Source organism: Saccharopolyspora griseoalba (assembly GCF_042665275.1).
GTDB lineage: Bacteria > Actinomycetota > Actinomycetes > Mycobacteriales > Pseudonocardiaceae > Saccharopolyspora > Saccharopolyspora griseoalba.
Window position 1 is genome coordinate 775,661 of sequence record NZ_JBHTCJ010000001.1, and the last position, 13,294, is coordinate 788,954.

At 73.6% G+C, this 13,294-nt stretch carries 11 protein-coding genes; 2 read left to right on the forward strand and 9 right to left on the reverse strand.

Going from position 1 to position 13,294, the window contains the following annotated elements; genetic code table 11:
* Positions 1 to 46 precede the first annotated feature (46 nt).
* The gene (locus ACFQRI_RS03630; protein ID WP_380664338.1) at positions 47 to 1,393 is read right to left on the reverse strand and encodes an amidase; all 1,347 of its coding nucleotides are present in this window, start codon (positions 1,391 to 1,393) and stop codon (positions 47 to 49) included.
* Between the two features lie 64 nt (positions 1,394 to 1,457).
* Positions 1,458 to 2,078 (reverse strand): hypothetical protein, encoded by a 621-nt coding sequence (locus tag ACFQRI_RS03635; protein ID WP_380664340.1) that lies wholly within the window; start codon positions 2,076 to 2,078, stop codon positions 1,458 to 1,460.
* Between the two features lie 253 nt (positions 2,079 to 2,331).
* On the opposite strand from ACFQRI_RS03635, the gene ACFQRI_RS03640 reads away from it, so the two are divergent.
* A complete protein-coding gene (locus tag ACFQRI_RS03640) occupies positions 2,332 to 3,033 on the forward strand; it encodes a GntR family transcriptional regulator (RefSeq protein ID WP_380664342.1) in 702 nt (233 codons plus the stop codon).
* Between the two features lie 191 nt (positions 3,034 to 3,224).
* On the opposite strand, the gene ACFQRI_RS03645 is transcribed toward ACFQRI_RS03640, so the two are convergent.
* The 7 genes from ACFQRI_RS03645 to ACFQRI_RS03675 form a co-directional block, all read right to left on the reverse strand.
* Positions 3,225 to 4,724, reverse strand: a complete 1,500-nt coding sequence (locus tag ACFQRI_RS03645) for an arylsulfotransferase family protein (RefSeq protein ID WP_380664344.1) — start codon at positions 4,722 to 4,724, stop codon at positions 3,225 to 3,227.
* 34 nt (positions 4,725 to 4,758) lie between these two features.
* Positions 4,759 to 5,415 carry a sulfotransferase family protein gene (locus ACFQRI_RS03650; protein ID WP_380664346.1) on the reverse strand — a complete coding sequence of 219 codons (657 nt, stop codon included), beginning with the start codon at positions 5,413 to 5,415 and terminating at the stop codon, positions 4,759 to 4,761.
* A 114-nt stretch (positions 5,416 to 5,529) separates the two neighbouring features.
* Positions 5,530 to 6,282 carry a 3'(2'),5'-bisphosphate nucleotidase CysQ gene (locus ACFQRI_RS03655; protein WP_380664348.1) on the reverse strand — a complete coding sequence of 251 codons (753 nt, stop codon included), beginning with the start codon at positions 6,280 to 6,282 and terminating at the stop codon, positions 5,530 to 5,532.
* Complete coding sequence (locus ACFQRI_RS03660) at positions 6,279 to 7,166, reverse strand: sulfite exporter TauE/SafE family protein (protein ID WP_380664350.1); 888 nt, start codon at positions 7,164 to 7,166, stop codon at positions 6,279 to 6,281. Before ACFQRI_RS03660 ends, ACFQRI_RS03655 begins: the two co-directional genes overlap by 4 nt.
* Positions 7,151 to 8,572: an adenylyl-sulfate kinase gene (cysC, locus tag ACFQRI_RS03665; protein ID WP_380664594.1), complete on the reverse strand. Its 1,422-nt coding sequence runs from the start codon at positions 8,570 to 8,572 to the stop codon at positions 7,151 to 7,153. The genes ACFQRI_RS03660 and cysC overlap by 16 nt, the downstream gene beginning before the upstream one ends.
* A 524-nt stretch (positions 8,573 to 9,096) precedes the next feature.
* Positions 9,097 to 10,215, reverse strand: a complete 1,119-nt coding sequence (locus tag ACFQRI_RS03670; protein ID WP_380664352.1) for an acyl-CoA dehydrogenase family protein — start codon at positions 10,213 to 10,215, stop codon at positions 9,097 to 9,099.
* 69 nt (positions 10,216 to 10,284) lie between these two features.
* Positions 10,285 to 11,283, reverse strand: a complete 999-nt coding sequence (locus ACFQRI_RS03675; protein WP_380664354.1) for a 2-dehydropantoate 2-reductase — start codon at positions 11,281 to 11,283, stop codon at positions 10,285 to 10,287.
* A 316-nt stretch (positions 11,284 to 11,599) separates the two neighbouring features.
* On the opposite strand from ACFQRI_RS03675, the gene ACFQRI_RS03680 reads away from it, so the two are divergent.
* A complete protein-coding gene (locus tag ACFQRI_RS03680; protein WP_380664356.1) occupies positions 11,600 to 13,294 on the forward strand; it encodes a thiamine pyrophosphate-binding protein in 1,695 nt (564 codons plus the stop codon).

Below are 13,294 nucleotides of genomic sequence, written 5' to 3' on the forward strand. Positions count from 1 at the left end.
GGAGTCCGCGCATCCTCGCCGGCTCCGCCGCGCTCTCGAGCAGCTCCTAAGCACCGAGCCTGCCGGCCACGGCCAGCAGCCGGTCCTCGTGACCGGGCCTGCCGACCAGCTGCAGCCCGACGGGCAGCCCGCCGACGGTGCCGGCGGGCACGCTCACCGCGGGCGCACCGGCCAGGTTGAACGGCCTCGTCAGGCCGATCAGCGCCAGGCGCACCGGCTTCCGGGCACCGCCGATCTCGACCTCCCGCTGCCCGATCGCCGGAGCGGGCACGCACGTGGTGGGCAGGGCGAGGATCTCCACCTCGTCGAGCAGCTCGGCCACCACCGCCCGCCAGGTCTCCCGGTCGGCCAGGCCGCGCACGTACTCCCAGCCCGCGGTTTCGGCAGCCCGGCGCAGCTGGGCGAGCACGTCGTCGGTGTAGTGCTGCGGGGCCTCGGCGACGCGCTCGGCGTGCACCGCGTAGGCCTCGCTGAACTGAACGGCGGTGAATCCGCGCTGCACGGCGGTGATCTCGCGGGGACGCAGCTCCCGCAGGTCCTCGCCGGCGAGGGCTTCGCGGACGGTGCTGGTGACCTGCGGGTCGGTGGGGTGCAGCAGATCCGGCGGGATCCAGCCGATCCGGGCGTGGGCACCGTGCTCCCGGTCGGGCTCGGGGCGCAGCCCGGCGAGCACGCGGTAGGCCAGGCGGGCGTCGGCCGGGTCGGCGGTGAGCACCCCGACGTGGTCCAGCGACGTCGACAGCGGGAACACCCCACCGGTGGGGATCGCCCCGTAGGCCGGCTTGAACCCGGTGATCCCGCACAGCGCGGCGGGGATGCGCACCGAACCGCCGGTGTCGGTGCCCAGCGCGACCGGCACCAGGCCCGCGGCGACCGCCGCTCCGCTGCCCGCGCTGGAGCCACCGGTCATCCGATCGAGCCGGTGCGGGTTGTGCGCGGGCCCGTTGTGCGCGCTGTCGCCGGTGGGCCCGAACGCGAACTCGTGGGTGGTGGTCTTGCCCAGCGGTACCGCTCCCCCGTCGCGCAGCCTGCGCACGCACTCGGCGTCCGATGTGGACACGTGCGCGGCGAAGTGCGCCGAACCCATCGTGGTGACCGCGCCGGCGACGTCGATGATGTCCTTGACGCCGACCGGGATGCCGTGCAGCGGACCGCGATCGCGTCCACCGGCGAGGTCGGCGTCGGCTGCGCGAGCGGCGCGCAGCGCGCCGTCGCGGTCGACGCTGACGAAGGCGTTGAGCTCGCCGTCCAACCGGTCGACGGATTCCAGCGCGGCCTCGGCCAGCTCGACCGCGCTGGTCCGGCCCGCCCGCAGTGCCGCGCCGAGTTCGGCGAGGCCCCGGCCGTGGAAGAAGCCGGTCGCCTCGCGCTGGAGCTGAGTTCGTTCGGTCACGCGCTCTTCATCCTTCCGCGCCCGATCTCCGGTTCGATCATCCTGCGGGTGCGGATGTCGCCCGTCAACGCCGCGCCCGGGCGGTCGTGATCGCGCACAGCAGCACCACCAGCGCGGTCATCCCCAGCGACAGCGCCAGCACCGAGGCGTCCTGCGCCGGGGCGCGCCCGGAGATCCCGGCCAGCAGCGAGCGCACGCCGAGGAAGACCACGACCACCGCGCAGCCGACGACCAGATCGGGGACGCGATCGGCCCACCGGCGAGCCCGGCGCACCGACCAGGGCACCCCGACGAGGGCGAGCAGGCACGCGCCCAGCACCGGCGCGGGCGCCCCGCCGGTGGCCGAGATCGCGAAGGCGCCGAGCACGACGCCGGTGAGCACCGCGGCGAGATCGAGCACCCGGGGCGGTGCGGGCCCGCGCTCGCCGAACAGCCACCACCCGGCGACCAGGGCCAGCACGCCGAAGCACGCGGAAACCACCGGCAGCCCGGGAGCCCCGGTGAAGGTCACCAGCAGGCGGGAGGCGATGGTGGCGATCATCGCCAGCAGGACGGGGCGCCGGGCGTCGGCGGCCCGGCGGGTCAGCGCGGTCAGGACGATCACCAGGTCGGTGGTGATGGCCAGCGCGGCGCCCCAGGCCACGAGGAGATCCACCGCGAACTGCGATAATGCGGGCACGCTCATCAGCGCCTCCGGCTCGGGGAGCGTTCGTTGGTCCCCGCTGGCCCTGGGTTTCGGGCCGGCAACGTGGTTGTAGACCGCTGATCGCCGCGATGTCCACCGCTCGTGGGACGATCCATCCGATCAGCCCAGCGCCCGCTGCGCGGGCCGGTGGTCCACACTGGACCCGGTGGCGGCATCGCGCGCGAGCCCAGCCCGAACAGGTTCGCATACTGTATGCTAAAGCCAAGGTTGTAGGGCCAGGAGGAGTCACCGCATGTCGCTGACCTCGAAACTGTCGTCGGAGGGCGTCGCCGCGCGCCAGGTCGCGCGCCCAGTCCCGCTGCGCGAGACGGTCTACGAGGCCATCCTCGAACTGATCATCACCGGCGAGCTCGAGCCCGGGCAGCACCTGGTGGAGAAGGAGCTCGCCGAGGCGCTGGGCGTCTCCCGGCAGCCGGTCCGCGAGGCGCTGCAGTGGCTGCAGAAGGACGAGTGGGTCGACCTGCGGCCCGGTTACGGCGCGTTCGTGCACAGCCCCACCCCGGAGGAGGCCGACCAGCTCCTCGGCGTGCGCACGCTGCTGGAGGCCGAATCGGCCCGGCTGGCCGCGCTGCACGCCACCGAGGAGGGTCTCGCGGAGGTAGAGCGGATCTACGAGTCCGGCGTGCGATCGCTGGCCGACGACGACATCGAGGCCGTGGTGGCGGCCAACGCGCAGCTGCACGCGCAGATCACCGAGCTCTCCGGCAACAAGGTGCTCAAGGAGCTCGCCGCGCAGATCAACCGCCGAGTGCGCTGGTACCACACGCCGGTCGCCAAGACCCGCGGCAAGCAGGCCTGGGACGAGCACGCCGCGCTCATCGAGGCCATCCGCGAAGGCGATGCCGATCGCGCCCAGCGGCTCATGCGCGAGCACACCGAGCAGACCCGGCACAGCTACCTGGAGAAGAGCGGCGAAGAGCCCCCGCAGGAGTGACCCACCTGCGAGACCGCTCCGCCGCCACGACGTGAAAGGACCGAGAAAGGCGCTCCGGGGAGGATGACCTCGCCTGCCTGGGGCACCGGCGCTCGGCCCTGTCCGGCCGAGCAACGCGTGGCCGGGCGCCGACGCGGCGAGTTTGGGGGACTCGCCGCGTCGGCGCCGGCGTCGCCGGAGCCGGCAGGCGGTCAGCCGACCGGAACCGGCGGTGAGGCGCCCAGCACCGCTCCACCGGAGTCCAGCGCCTCCACCGCCACGAAGGCGTGCGCCCCTTCGACGTCGACGCGGGTTTCGAACGCCGCCCTCGGCGCATCGAGCACCGGGACGAGGTTCTGCTCGTCGGCACCCGCCAGCACCCGCCAGGTGACGACCTCGGTGGCGCCGTTCCAGCAGGCGTAGACGCTGGTGATCCCCTCCCCCGGTTTCCCGGCCACCGCGGGCTGGTCGAGCGGGCGGCCGATCCACGGCGCGCGGAACGACCGGTACGAGGTGATCGGCTCGGTGAACCGCCCGTGGAACAGCACCTCCCCGCCCGCGCCGTACTCGCTGAAGTAGGGCGCCCCGCCCCAGCCGACGAACAGGTGCCCGTTGGCCAGCACCTGGGTGTTGCCCTGGTTGGGCGCCAGCAGGCCCTCCGGGCTCTCGTCGCTGCGCACCACCTCGGCGGTCATCGCGCTCTCGTCGAGCGCCAGCACCAGGGCGCGCGAGCGCCCGCGGCCGGGATCGGCCTCGGCGTTGTCGAACAGGCTCAGCGTGCCGTCGGGCAGGCGGCGCGCGTCGTGCTGCCAGGCGAACGCCGCGTCCTGGCCGAGCGCGAAGTCACCGCGGTTGCCGCCGAGCCGCCAGGTGACCTCGCCGGTGGCGCGGTCGAGCCGGTAGACCGCGTGCGTGCAGCGCGCCGAGATGAGCAGGCCGTCGCCGTCCTCGGCCACCGAGTTGAGGTGGATGTAGTCGTGCCAGACCTCCGGGTCGGTGGGTACCGCGTAGAACGACTCCTCCAGGCCGACGTGCTGCAGGCTGCGCCACTCGAACAGCAGCGCCCCGGAGGCGATGTCGATCTCCTGCACCACGCCTTCGAGCACCTTGGAGTTCGGTTGCCCGCCGACGGGCGCGGTGTCTGCGCGGACCTCGGCGTAGATCAGGATCAGCGCGGTGCCGCGCGAGGTGATCACCATGTCGTGCATGTCGCCGAGCATGTCGTTGGCGGCCCGCACGGTGGCGATGCGGCTGTAGGTCTCGTCGAGGATCGCGTACTGGCCCGTTCCGAACCCCGGCGGGACGTGCAGCTCGCCCTCCCAGTGGGTGAGCACCGGTCTTCCCCGGTACTCCTGGACTTTGAGGTCGCTGACGACGCCCTCGGCGGGCGGGGCGAACCAGACCGGCTGGCCGGAGTCGTCCATGATCAGCGCACCGGCCTGCACCTCGGCGCGCGGTGCGGCCGCGCGGGCGTCGAGCACGTTGGCCGGGGCGGGCGTGAGCAGCACGAGGCCGGGTTCGGTGCCCGCGGCCGGGGTGACGATCTCGATCAGCGGGGGGTGCAGGTCGGGGCGGCTGATCAGGCCCATCCCGGCGGCGCGGGCCGGCGCGGCTTGCGCGGCACCGGCTCCGGCGGCGGGCAGCAGCGGCGCGGCGGCCAGCGCCTTGAGCAGGCTGCGGCGCCGCAGGACGTTCGGTCGGGGGTCGAGCACGGTGCACGCTCCTCGGGGCTCGGCGTCGGTGTCGTCAGGAGCTGAAGGGCGAGGGGACCACTCCGGTTTCCCGGACCTGCTGGACCAGTTCGCGGATCGAGCCGGAGTCGTTGACGTGCGGGAACTCGCAGTCCGGCACGGGCACGTCGAGGAACTCGCACAGCCGCTGCCAGCCCTCGCCGATCCGGTAGGTCAGCAGCCGATCGGCGGGGACCACCGCGCGCACGGCGGCGTTGTGCTTCTCGAACACCTCGATGGCGTGCGCGCGGTCGTCGAAGCGGCCGTCGAAGGCGCCGTTCCAGATCATCCGGTCGATGGTCGGGCGCAGCAGCCTGCCGAAGGCGTCGTCACCGGGTTCTTCCTGCACGAACTGGTAGATCGTGCTGTGCACGCTGTCGTACCACTTGTCGGGGTCGCGCACGGTGAGCAGCACCTTGGCGTCCGGGTAGAAGTCCACCAGCTCGCGCCAGAACGCGCACCCCGGCCAGTCCACGGTGGACTGGTAGCCGCCGAGCACGGTCTCCCAGTCGGAGACCTCGCCGTCGAGCGCCCGCCACCAGTCGCGGGCGCGCTCGGGCTGCGCGATGACCTCGAACATGTGGTAGCAGGGCCCGTACCCGAGGTGCTCCAGGGCCGCCTTGAGCGAGGCGGTTCCGGTGCGGCCGAACCCGGCTCCGATGATCTTGACCATTCCTGCTCCTGTCCTCGTGGTTCGCACTGCTCAGCGGTCCGGCGTGACCGGGGCCGCCGCGTCGGTGGCGGGCGCGCGGAGGTGGTGCGGTGCTTCGGCACTCGACGGCGGCGCTCATCGGCGACCGCCCTCGGCGGGCAGCGCGGCGCGCAGCCGGTCCGTCAGCTCCGGGCGGCACACCAGCAGGTCGGGCAGCCAGGGGTCGGGCTGGTCGTAGGAAAGCTCGCCGCCGTCGAGCCGGCCGGTGTGCAACCCGGCGGCGTTCGCCACGCCCACGGGCGCGGCGCTGTCCCACTCGTACTGGCCGCCCGCGTGCAGGTAAGCGTCCACCTCGCCGAGCACCACCGCGGTGATCTTCGCCCCGGCCGAGCCCATCGGGACCAGTTGGGCGTCGAGCGCCGCGGCGACGTCGGCGACGAACTCGGGCGGCCTGCTCCGGCTGACCGCGATGCGCGCCGCGCCCGCGTGCGGGGACGGCCGCGCGGGGGGCTCGCCGGTGCCGAGCACCTCGCCGCGCGCGGGCAGGGCGACCGCGGCGGCGACGATCCGGTGCTCCTGGGCCAGCGCCACGTGCACCGCCCAGTCGGTGCGGCCGGCTTCGGAGTACTCGCGGGTCCCGTCGAGCGGGTCGACGATCCACACCCGCCCGCCGGGCTCGCGCGCGGGGCCGGCGACGCCGTGCTCGGAGAGCACCGGGTCCTGCGGGCGGTGCCGCGCGAGCTCGCCGACGAGCAGCTCGTGGGCCGCCTGGTCGGCGGCGTCGCCGAGGGATTTCGGATCCAGCTCGGGTCCGGCCCGCTCGCGCAGCTCCACCAGCCGCTCGCCGGCCAGCTGGGCCAGCCGCGCGGCCAGCTCGTGGTCGTTCACCCCGGTACCTCCTGTCCGGTCGGATCGGCGGTCGAATCCCGCCGCGAGCGGCGGGTCCTGCTCAGCACCGGGGCCAGCGCGGCCACCAGCACCACCAACGCGCCCGCCGCGGCACCGGCCGCGACCGGGGCGCCGAGCATCATCAGGCCGCTGGTGACCAGCATGCCGCCCAGCAGCACCCGCACCGGGCGGTCCGGCACGCGCGCCGAGATCAGCGCACCGATCAGCACTCCGGGCACGGACCCGACCAGCAGGGCGCCGACGAGTCCGAAGTGGACCTCCCCGGCGAGCAGGTGGCCGAGCGCGGCGACGAGCACCAGCGGCACGGCCTGCACCAGATCGGTGCCCACCAGCCGCGCCGAGGTGAGCTCCCGGTTGAGCAGCAGCAGGCACACGATGATGATCGAGCCCGAGCCTACCGAGGTCGTGCCCACCACGAGCCCGGCCACCGCGCCCAGCAGCACCGTGAGAACGGGCCGCACCACCGCGCGTCCGGGCGCCGAACCGCGGCGGCGGGCCAGCAGCATCCGCGCGAACAGCAGCACCGCGGCCAGCAGCACCGCGCCGCCGGTGATCTCCTCGAGCGTCGACTCGGCGCCGGCCCCCAGGGACCCGGCCAGCAAGGATCCGACCACCGCGGCGGGCAGCGAACCCAGGCACAGCCAGCCGACCAGCTTGGGCTGCACGGTGCCGCGCCGCAGGTGCACCGCAGCACCGACGGGCTTCATCACCGCACCGGCGACCAGGTCCGAGGACACCGCGGCCAGCGGCGGCACCCCGAACACCAGGGTCAGGATCGGCATGGTCAGCGCTCCGCCACCCATCCCGGTCACGCCCACCAGCAGCCCGGTGAGCAGGCCGGTCCCGGCTACTCCGAAGTCCACGGCCGCACCCACCCTCGTTCCCGCAGCAGCGCGACCACCCCGGCGACCGCCGCGTCCCGGTCCAGCACCGAGGTGTCCAGCACCAGGTCGGCGTCCTCGGGGACCTCGTAGGACGCGGAGATCCCGGTGAACTCCGGCAGCCTCCCGGTCCGGGCCGCGCGGTAGAGGCCCTTCCGGTCGCGGCGCTCGCACTCGCTCAGCGGCGTGGCCACGTAGACCAGCACGAAACCCCCGACCTCGCGCACCATGCGGCGCACCGCGTCGCGGTCGTGGCGGTAGGGCGCGATGGGTGCGCAGATCGCGGTGCCGCCGTGCCGGGTGACCTCGGCGGCCACGTAACCGATGCGCTGGACGTTGCGGCTCCGGTCCTCGGCGGAGAACCCGAGCCCGGCGCACAGCGTGCGCCGCACCACGTCGCCGTCGAGCAGCGTCACGGCCCGGTGGTCGTGCCTGCTGAGCTCGTCGCGCAGGGCGCGGGCCAGGGTGGACTTGCCCGCGCCGGACAGGCCGGTGAACAGCACGGTGAAGCCGCGCTCGCGCAGCGGCGGGTGCAGCCTGCGCTGCTGCTCGGCGATGGCCGGGGTGGTGAACCAGGCGGGCAGCGGGTCGCCGCGGTCGAGCAGCTCGCGCACCTGCTCGCCGCCGAGCCCGGGACGGCGGCGCGGCGGCGGGACCTCGGCGGCCGGGCGCCAGCGGTCCTCGGCGTCGCGGACGACGGGAGGTGGTTCGACCGGCGCCACGGGGCCGGGTCTCGGGGTCTCGTCGGTGATCAGGTGGGTGGCGCCGTAGGCGGCGGCCACGTGGGCGGCCAGCAGCGCGTCGCGCGCGGGGTCGCTGCGGCGCGCCAGCGGCACCGGAAGGATCGTGCTGCTCTCCGGCAGGTGCGGACCGGCGGCCAGCACCGCCTGCACGAGCAGTTCGGGACGCGGCCCGGTCATCCGGACCAGCACGAGCACGTGCGCGCCGCGGGTGCGCGCGAGCTCGCGGATCTGGGCGAGTTCGCGGTGGTGCAGCGGTTCGGCGGGCAGCACCGCGAGCACCGGGCCGCCGCCGACCCGCCGGCGAACCTCGGCGGCGGACGGGCGCAACCGCCGCAGCGCACCCGCCGGTTCCCCGGTGGCGCGCACCGGCCCGGCCGCGTAGTGGCAGCCGTTCTCGCTCCACGGCGCCTCGTTGCGCAGCACCGCGACCGGGGCGTCTTCCCCGTCGCGCAGTTCGATCTCCTCAGCGGCCGCGGTCTCGGCGCAGACCGGCAGGGTGACCGGCTCGGGCCACGGCGCGCCGTCGGCCAGGCACCCGCGCGTGCGCACCGCGGTGGCGTCCTCGGCACCGAGGAAGCCCCGCAGCGGTCCGAAGGCGCCGTCGAGCAGCAGCTCCACATCGGACATTTCGGCGTTGTCGAGGATCCGGGTCGCGCGCCGCGGCGACGCGGCGGGTCGCGCACCGGTCCCGCCCGGGCTCAGACAGCCCGATTCCGTTCCGCTCACAGGCACCTCGGTCCGCTACTCATGGGACGGCTGAACGCACACCGTCGCCGACCGCGACCGGGCGCAGCACCCCGGTGACGAGTTCTCGCCAGGGCGTCCCCTTCCCACCAGCGCAACCGTTTTCCCGCTGCACGCGACACATTCGCGACATTGCACGCGAACCACTCCCTCCCAGCCGCACCCCAGTGTGCCCCGAGCGGCCGAGCTCAGCAGTTCAGCGGGGGCCGAAGCGTCGAACGCGAACGCGCTCAACCGATCGGCGTCGTCACAGCGCTCGTCCGGGCGAGTCCGGCAACGAGGGTGCGCCGGACGGTCGAAAGCACCGCTCTCCGCGCACGGCTCGCTGGCGGCCGGGCCGATCGGGACGCGAGGCGATCGGGCGACCTCGAAAGGCCGTGCCCCGAACCGCATCGGTGCCGATCGGGCGCACGTGGCCCGATCGACTACCCCAGCACGGCCAGCCCGCAGATCACCCTGCCCTGCAGGTCGAGCGCCTCGTCCACCGAGATCTGCCCGTGCGCGGAGGTGTGGGCATCCCGGAACCTGCGCTCCAGCCCGAACTCCTTCCGGAAGGCGAACTGGCCGCACACCTTCATCCCCAGCTCGGCGACGGCCACCGCGCGCTCGCCCGTGATCGCGCGCGCCTGCAGGACCCGCTGCAGGTCGGCGCCGCCGTGCCAGCTGTCGCCGACGGCGTCGGCGAGCAGCAGCCGCGCGGCGTCGACCTCGGCGCGCATCCGCGCCAGATCTGCGCGCACCTCCGGCTGCTGCGCGGGCGGGCCCTGCCAGCGGGCCCAGGAGGGCTGCGGGCCGGTGACGCATTCCACCGACCGCTGCAGCACGGCCTCCATGATCCCCAGCGCCAAGCCGCCCTGCAGGGCGCAGTGCCAGGGAAGGGCGGTTCCCAGCACGATCTCGGTACCCGCGCCGTCGCCGCCGAGCACCGCGGATTCGGGCACCCGAACGGGGTCGGCGGTGACCGCGGCCGCGGCGCTGCCGCGCAGTCCCACGCCGTCGATCTCCGCGGGCACGCACACCCCGGGAGCCTGGGCCGGAACCAGCCACAGGGTCGTCCCGCCCCGCTGCCCGACCGGCAAGCTCGACCACACGTAGCTGTCGGCCTCGCCCGCTGCGCTGACCCAGGTCTTGCGAGCGGCGAGGTCGACCACTCCCCCGTGCGCTCGCGCACCCGCGGCGGGAACCAGCGGGCGGGGTCCGGATTCGGCCAGCGCCAGCGCGCTGAGGTGCTCCCCGGAGGCGATCTGGCGCAGCAGCTCCCCGGGAGCGCGCCCGACCAGCACGGCGGTCGCCGCGTAGTGCCCGGCCAGCACGGCGGCGCTGGAGGCGCACTCGCGGGCCAGGCAGGTGACGACCTCCACCGCCTCGACCAGCCCGCCGCCACCACCGCCGAGGCCGGTCGGCAGGGTCAGGCCGAGCAGGCCGGCGCGTCCGGCGGCCCGCACCGCCTCCCGGGGGAAGCGGCCGAGGTCGTCGGTTTCGCGCGCTCGCACGGCCGTGCGCAGGACCCCGCCGAGGGCGTCGCGGTGGTTGAACCGAGTCATGTCCCCTCCTGGAGCGGTGGTGCGGACCGGGCCCGCCGCTCGGGTGCGCGGCGGGCCCGCCCGGTCGCCTCAACCCGCCCCGGCGGGTACGGGCGCGGGCGCGGCGGTGCGCTGTTCGAGCAGGTCGCCGAGCGCGCCGATGGTGCGCAGCGTCGGCGCCGCGACCTCGGCGAGATCGGCCAGTTCCACGACGGCGGTGAGCATCGCGGCGAGTTCGAGCGGTTTGCCCTTCTCCAGGTCCTGGAGCGTGGAGGTCTTGTGCTCGCCGGTCCGCTCGGCGCCGGCGATGCGCCGCTCGATGGCGATGTCCGGGTGGCAGCCCAGCGCACCGGCGATCTCCAGGGTCTCGGCCATCATCGTGGAGACCAGCCCGCGCACCCCGTCGTGGCGGCACATCCCGGCCAGCGTGGCACCGGTGAGTGCGCTGATCGGGTTGAAGGCGATGTTGCCCATGAGCTTGATCCAGATGTCCCGCCGGACGTCGGGTTCGACCGGGCACTTGAGCCCGCCGGCGATCATGGCCTCGCTGAACTCCCGGCAGCGCGCCGAATCGCTGCCGTCGGGTTCGCCGATGGAGAACCGGGTCCCCTCCAGGTGCCGCACCACGCCGGGTGCTTCCAGCTCGGTGGCGGCGTAGACCACGCAGCCGATGGCGCGCCGCGGGGGCAGCACGCGGCTGACCGCTCCGCCCGGGTCGACCGTCTCCACCCGGCGCCCCTCGTGCGGGCCGGTCAGCCCGTGGAAGTACCACCACGGGATGCCGTTCTGCGCGGCGATGATCGAGGTGTCCTCCTTGAGCAGCGGATCGATCAGCGGCCCGCAGGTGGCGTAGGAGTACGCCTTGAGACCGAGCAGCACGTGGTCGACCGGGCCGATCTCCTCGGGATCGTCGGTGGCTAGCGGGTGGACCTGGAAGTCCCCGCGCGGGCTGAGCACGCGCACCCCGTCGGCGCGCAGCGCGGCCAAGTTCTCCCCTCTGGCGATCATGCCGACCTCCGCACCGGCCCGGTGCAGGCAGGCCCCTACGTACGCGCCGATGGCACCGGCGCCGACAACAGCAACTCTCACTTCTGGCTCCGCTCTGGTCTTGCGGCCAAGCGAAGGTGTCGGTGCCTCGTGTATACAGTATGGTGCCACTGCCGGCAAGACGTCGCGCACCCGGCATCACCCGATGGGTGCGGCGAAAGCCCCCGCCATCGCGGAGCTAGGAGCCCTTTCCATCCACAGTGGAGCGTCTTTCGCCTGGCGAATAGGCCGTTCGGGCCTATGGACACCCGCTCGCAACTGCGGTATCCCTGAAAGCGCCTCATACGGTATGCAGTATGGAGACGACCGTAGGCACGTCGAGGCGCAGGTACGGCTGTCAAAGGGGATGAGAGCGCTTATGGCCCAGACGTCACCCGAGAACGAACCCGAGCAGGTCTCCGGCGGTCATCTGGTCGCCAAGGCGCTGCGCGCCGAGGGCGTGGACACCATCTTCACCCTCTGCGGCGGGCACATCATCGACATCTACGACGGCTGCGTGGACGAGGGGATCGACGTCATCGACGTGCGCCACGAGCAGGTCGCCGCGCACGCCGCCGACGGCTACTCGCGCATCACCGGGAAGCCCGGCTGCGCGGTGGTCACCGCGGGCCCCGGCACCACCGACGCGGTCACCGGGGTGGCCAACGCCTTCCGGGCCGAGAGCCCGATGCTGCTCATCGGCGGCCAGGGCGCGCTCTCGCAGCACAAGATGGGTTCGCTGCAGGACCTGCCGCACGTGGACATGATGAACCCGATCACCAAGTTCGCCGCGACCGTGCCGCACACCGAGCGGGTCGCCGACATGGTCTCGATGGCCTTCCGCGAGGCGCACCACGGCTCCCCCGGACCATCGTTCCTGGAGATCCCGCGCGACGTCCTGGACGCCAGCGTGCCCGTGGAGTCCGCGCGCGTCCCCGCCGCGGGCGGCTACCGCGCCTCCACCCGCCAGGCCGGCGACCCGGACGCCGTCGAGAAGCTGGCCGACCTGCTGGTCAAGGCCGAGAAGCCGTGCATCCTGCTGGGGAGCCAGACCTGGACCTGCCGAGCCACCGACTCGGCGGTGAAGCTGGTCCGCGAGCTGAACGTGCCCGCGTTCTGCAACGGTGCCGGGAGGGGCACGCTTCCGCCCGCGGACCCGCTGCACTTCCAGCTCGCCCGGCGCTACGCGTTCCAGAACTCCGATCTGATCATCATCCTGGGCACCCCGTTCGACTTCCGGATGGGCTACGGCAAGCGCCTCTCGCCGGAGGCGACGGTGGTGCAGATCGACCTGGACTACCGCACGGTGGGCCGCAACCGCGACGTCGACCTGGGCATCGTCGGCGACGCCGACGCGGTGCTGACCGCGGTGGCCCAGGCCGCCAGCGGACGCGCCGACAACGGCGCCGGGAGCCGCAAGGGCTGGGTGCAGGAGCTGCGCGAGGTCGAGACCGCGGCCTACCAGAAGCGGCTGCCCCGCCAGCTCTCCGAGTCCTCGCCGATCGACCCCTACCGGCTGGTGCACGAGATCAACGAGTTCCTCACCGAGGACTCGATCTACATCGGCGACGGCGGCGACATCGTCACCTTCTCCGGTCAGGTCATCCAGCCCAAGTCCCCCGGGCACTGGATGGACCCGGGCCCGCTGGGAACGCTGGGCGTGGGCGTGCCCTTCGCGATGGCGGCCAAGCACGCGATGCCGAACAAGGAGGTGGTGTGCCTGTTCGGCGACGGCGCGCTGAGCCTGACCGGCTGGGACTTCGAGACGATGGTGCGCTTCGGCCTGCCCTTCGTCGGCATCGTCGGCAACAACTCCTCGATGAACCAGATCCGCTACGGCCAGATCGCCAAGTACGGCGAGGACCGCGGCCGGGTGGGCAACACCCTCGGCGACGTCGAGTACAGCAAGTTCGCCCAGATGCTGGGCGGTTACGGCGAGGAGGTCCGCGACCCCGCCGAGATCGCGCCGGCGCTGCGGCGCGCGCGGGAGTCCGGCAAGCCGAGTCTGATCAACGTCTGGGTCGATCCCGAGGTCTACGCCCCGGGAACGATGAACCAGACCATGTACAAGTGA

Coding starts and splice junctions, on each gene's coding strand:
- ACFQRI_RS03640 (WP_380664342.1), top strand. CDS start 2,332: ATGTCGCTGACCTCGAAACTGTCGTCGGAGGGCGTCGCCGCGCGCCAG.
- ACFQRI_RS03680 (WP_380664356.1), top strand. CDS start 11,600: ATGGCCCAGACGTCACCCGAGAACGAACCCGAGCAGGTCTCCGGCGGT.
- ACFQRI_RS03635 (WP_380664340.1), bottom strand. CDS start 2,078: ATGAGCGTGCCCGCATTATCGCAGTTCGCGGTGGATCTCCTCGTGGCC.
- ACFQRI_RS03670 (WP_380664352.1), bottom strand. CDS start 10,215: ATGACTCGGTTCAACCACCGCGACGCCCTCGGCGGGGTCCTGCGCACG.
- ACFQRI_RS03650 (WP_380664346.1), bottom strand. CDS start 5,415: ATGGTCAAGATCATCGGAGCCGGGTTCGGCCGCACCGGAACCGCCTCG.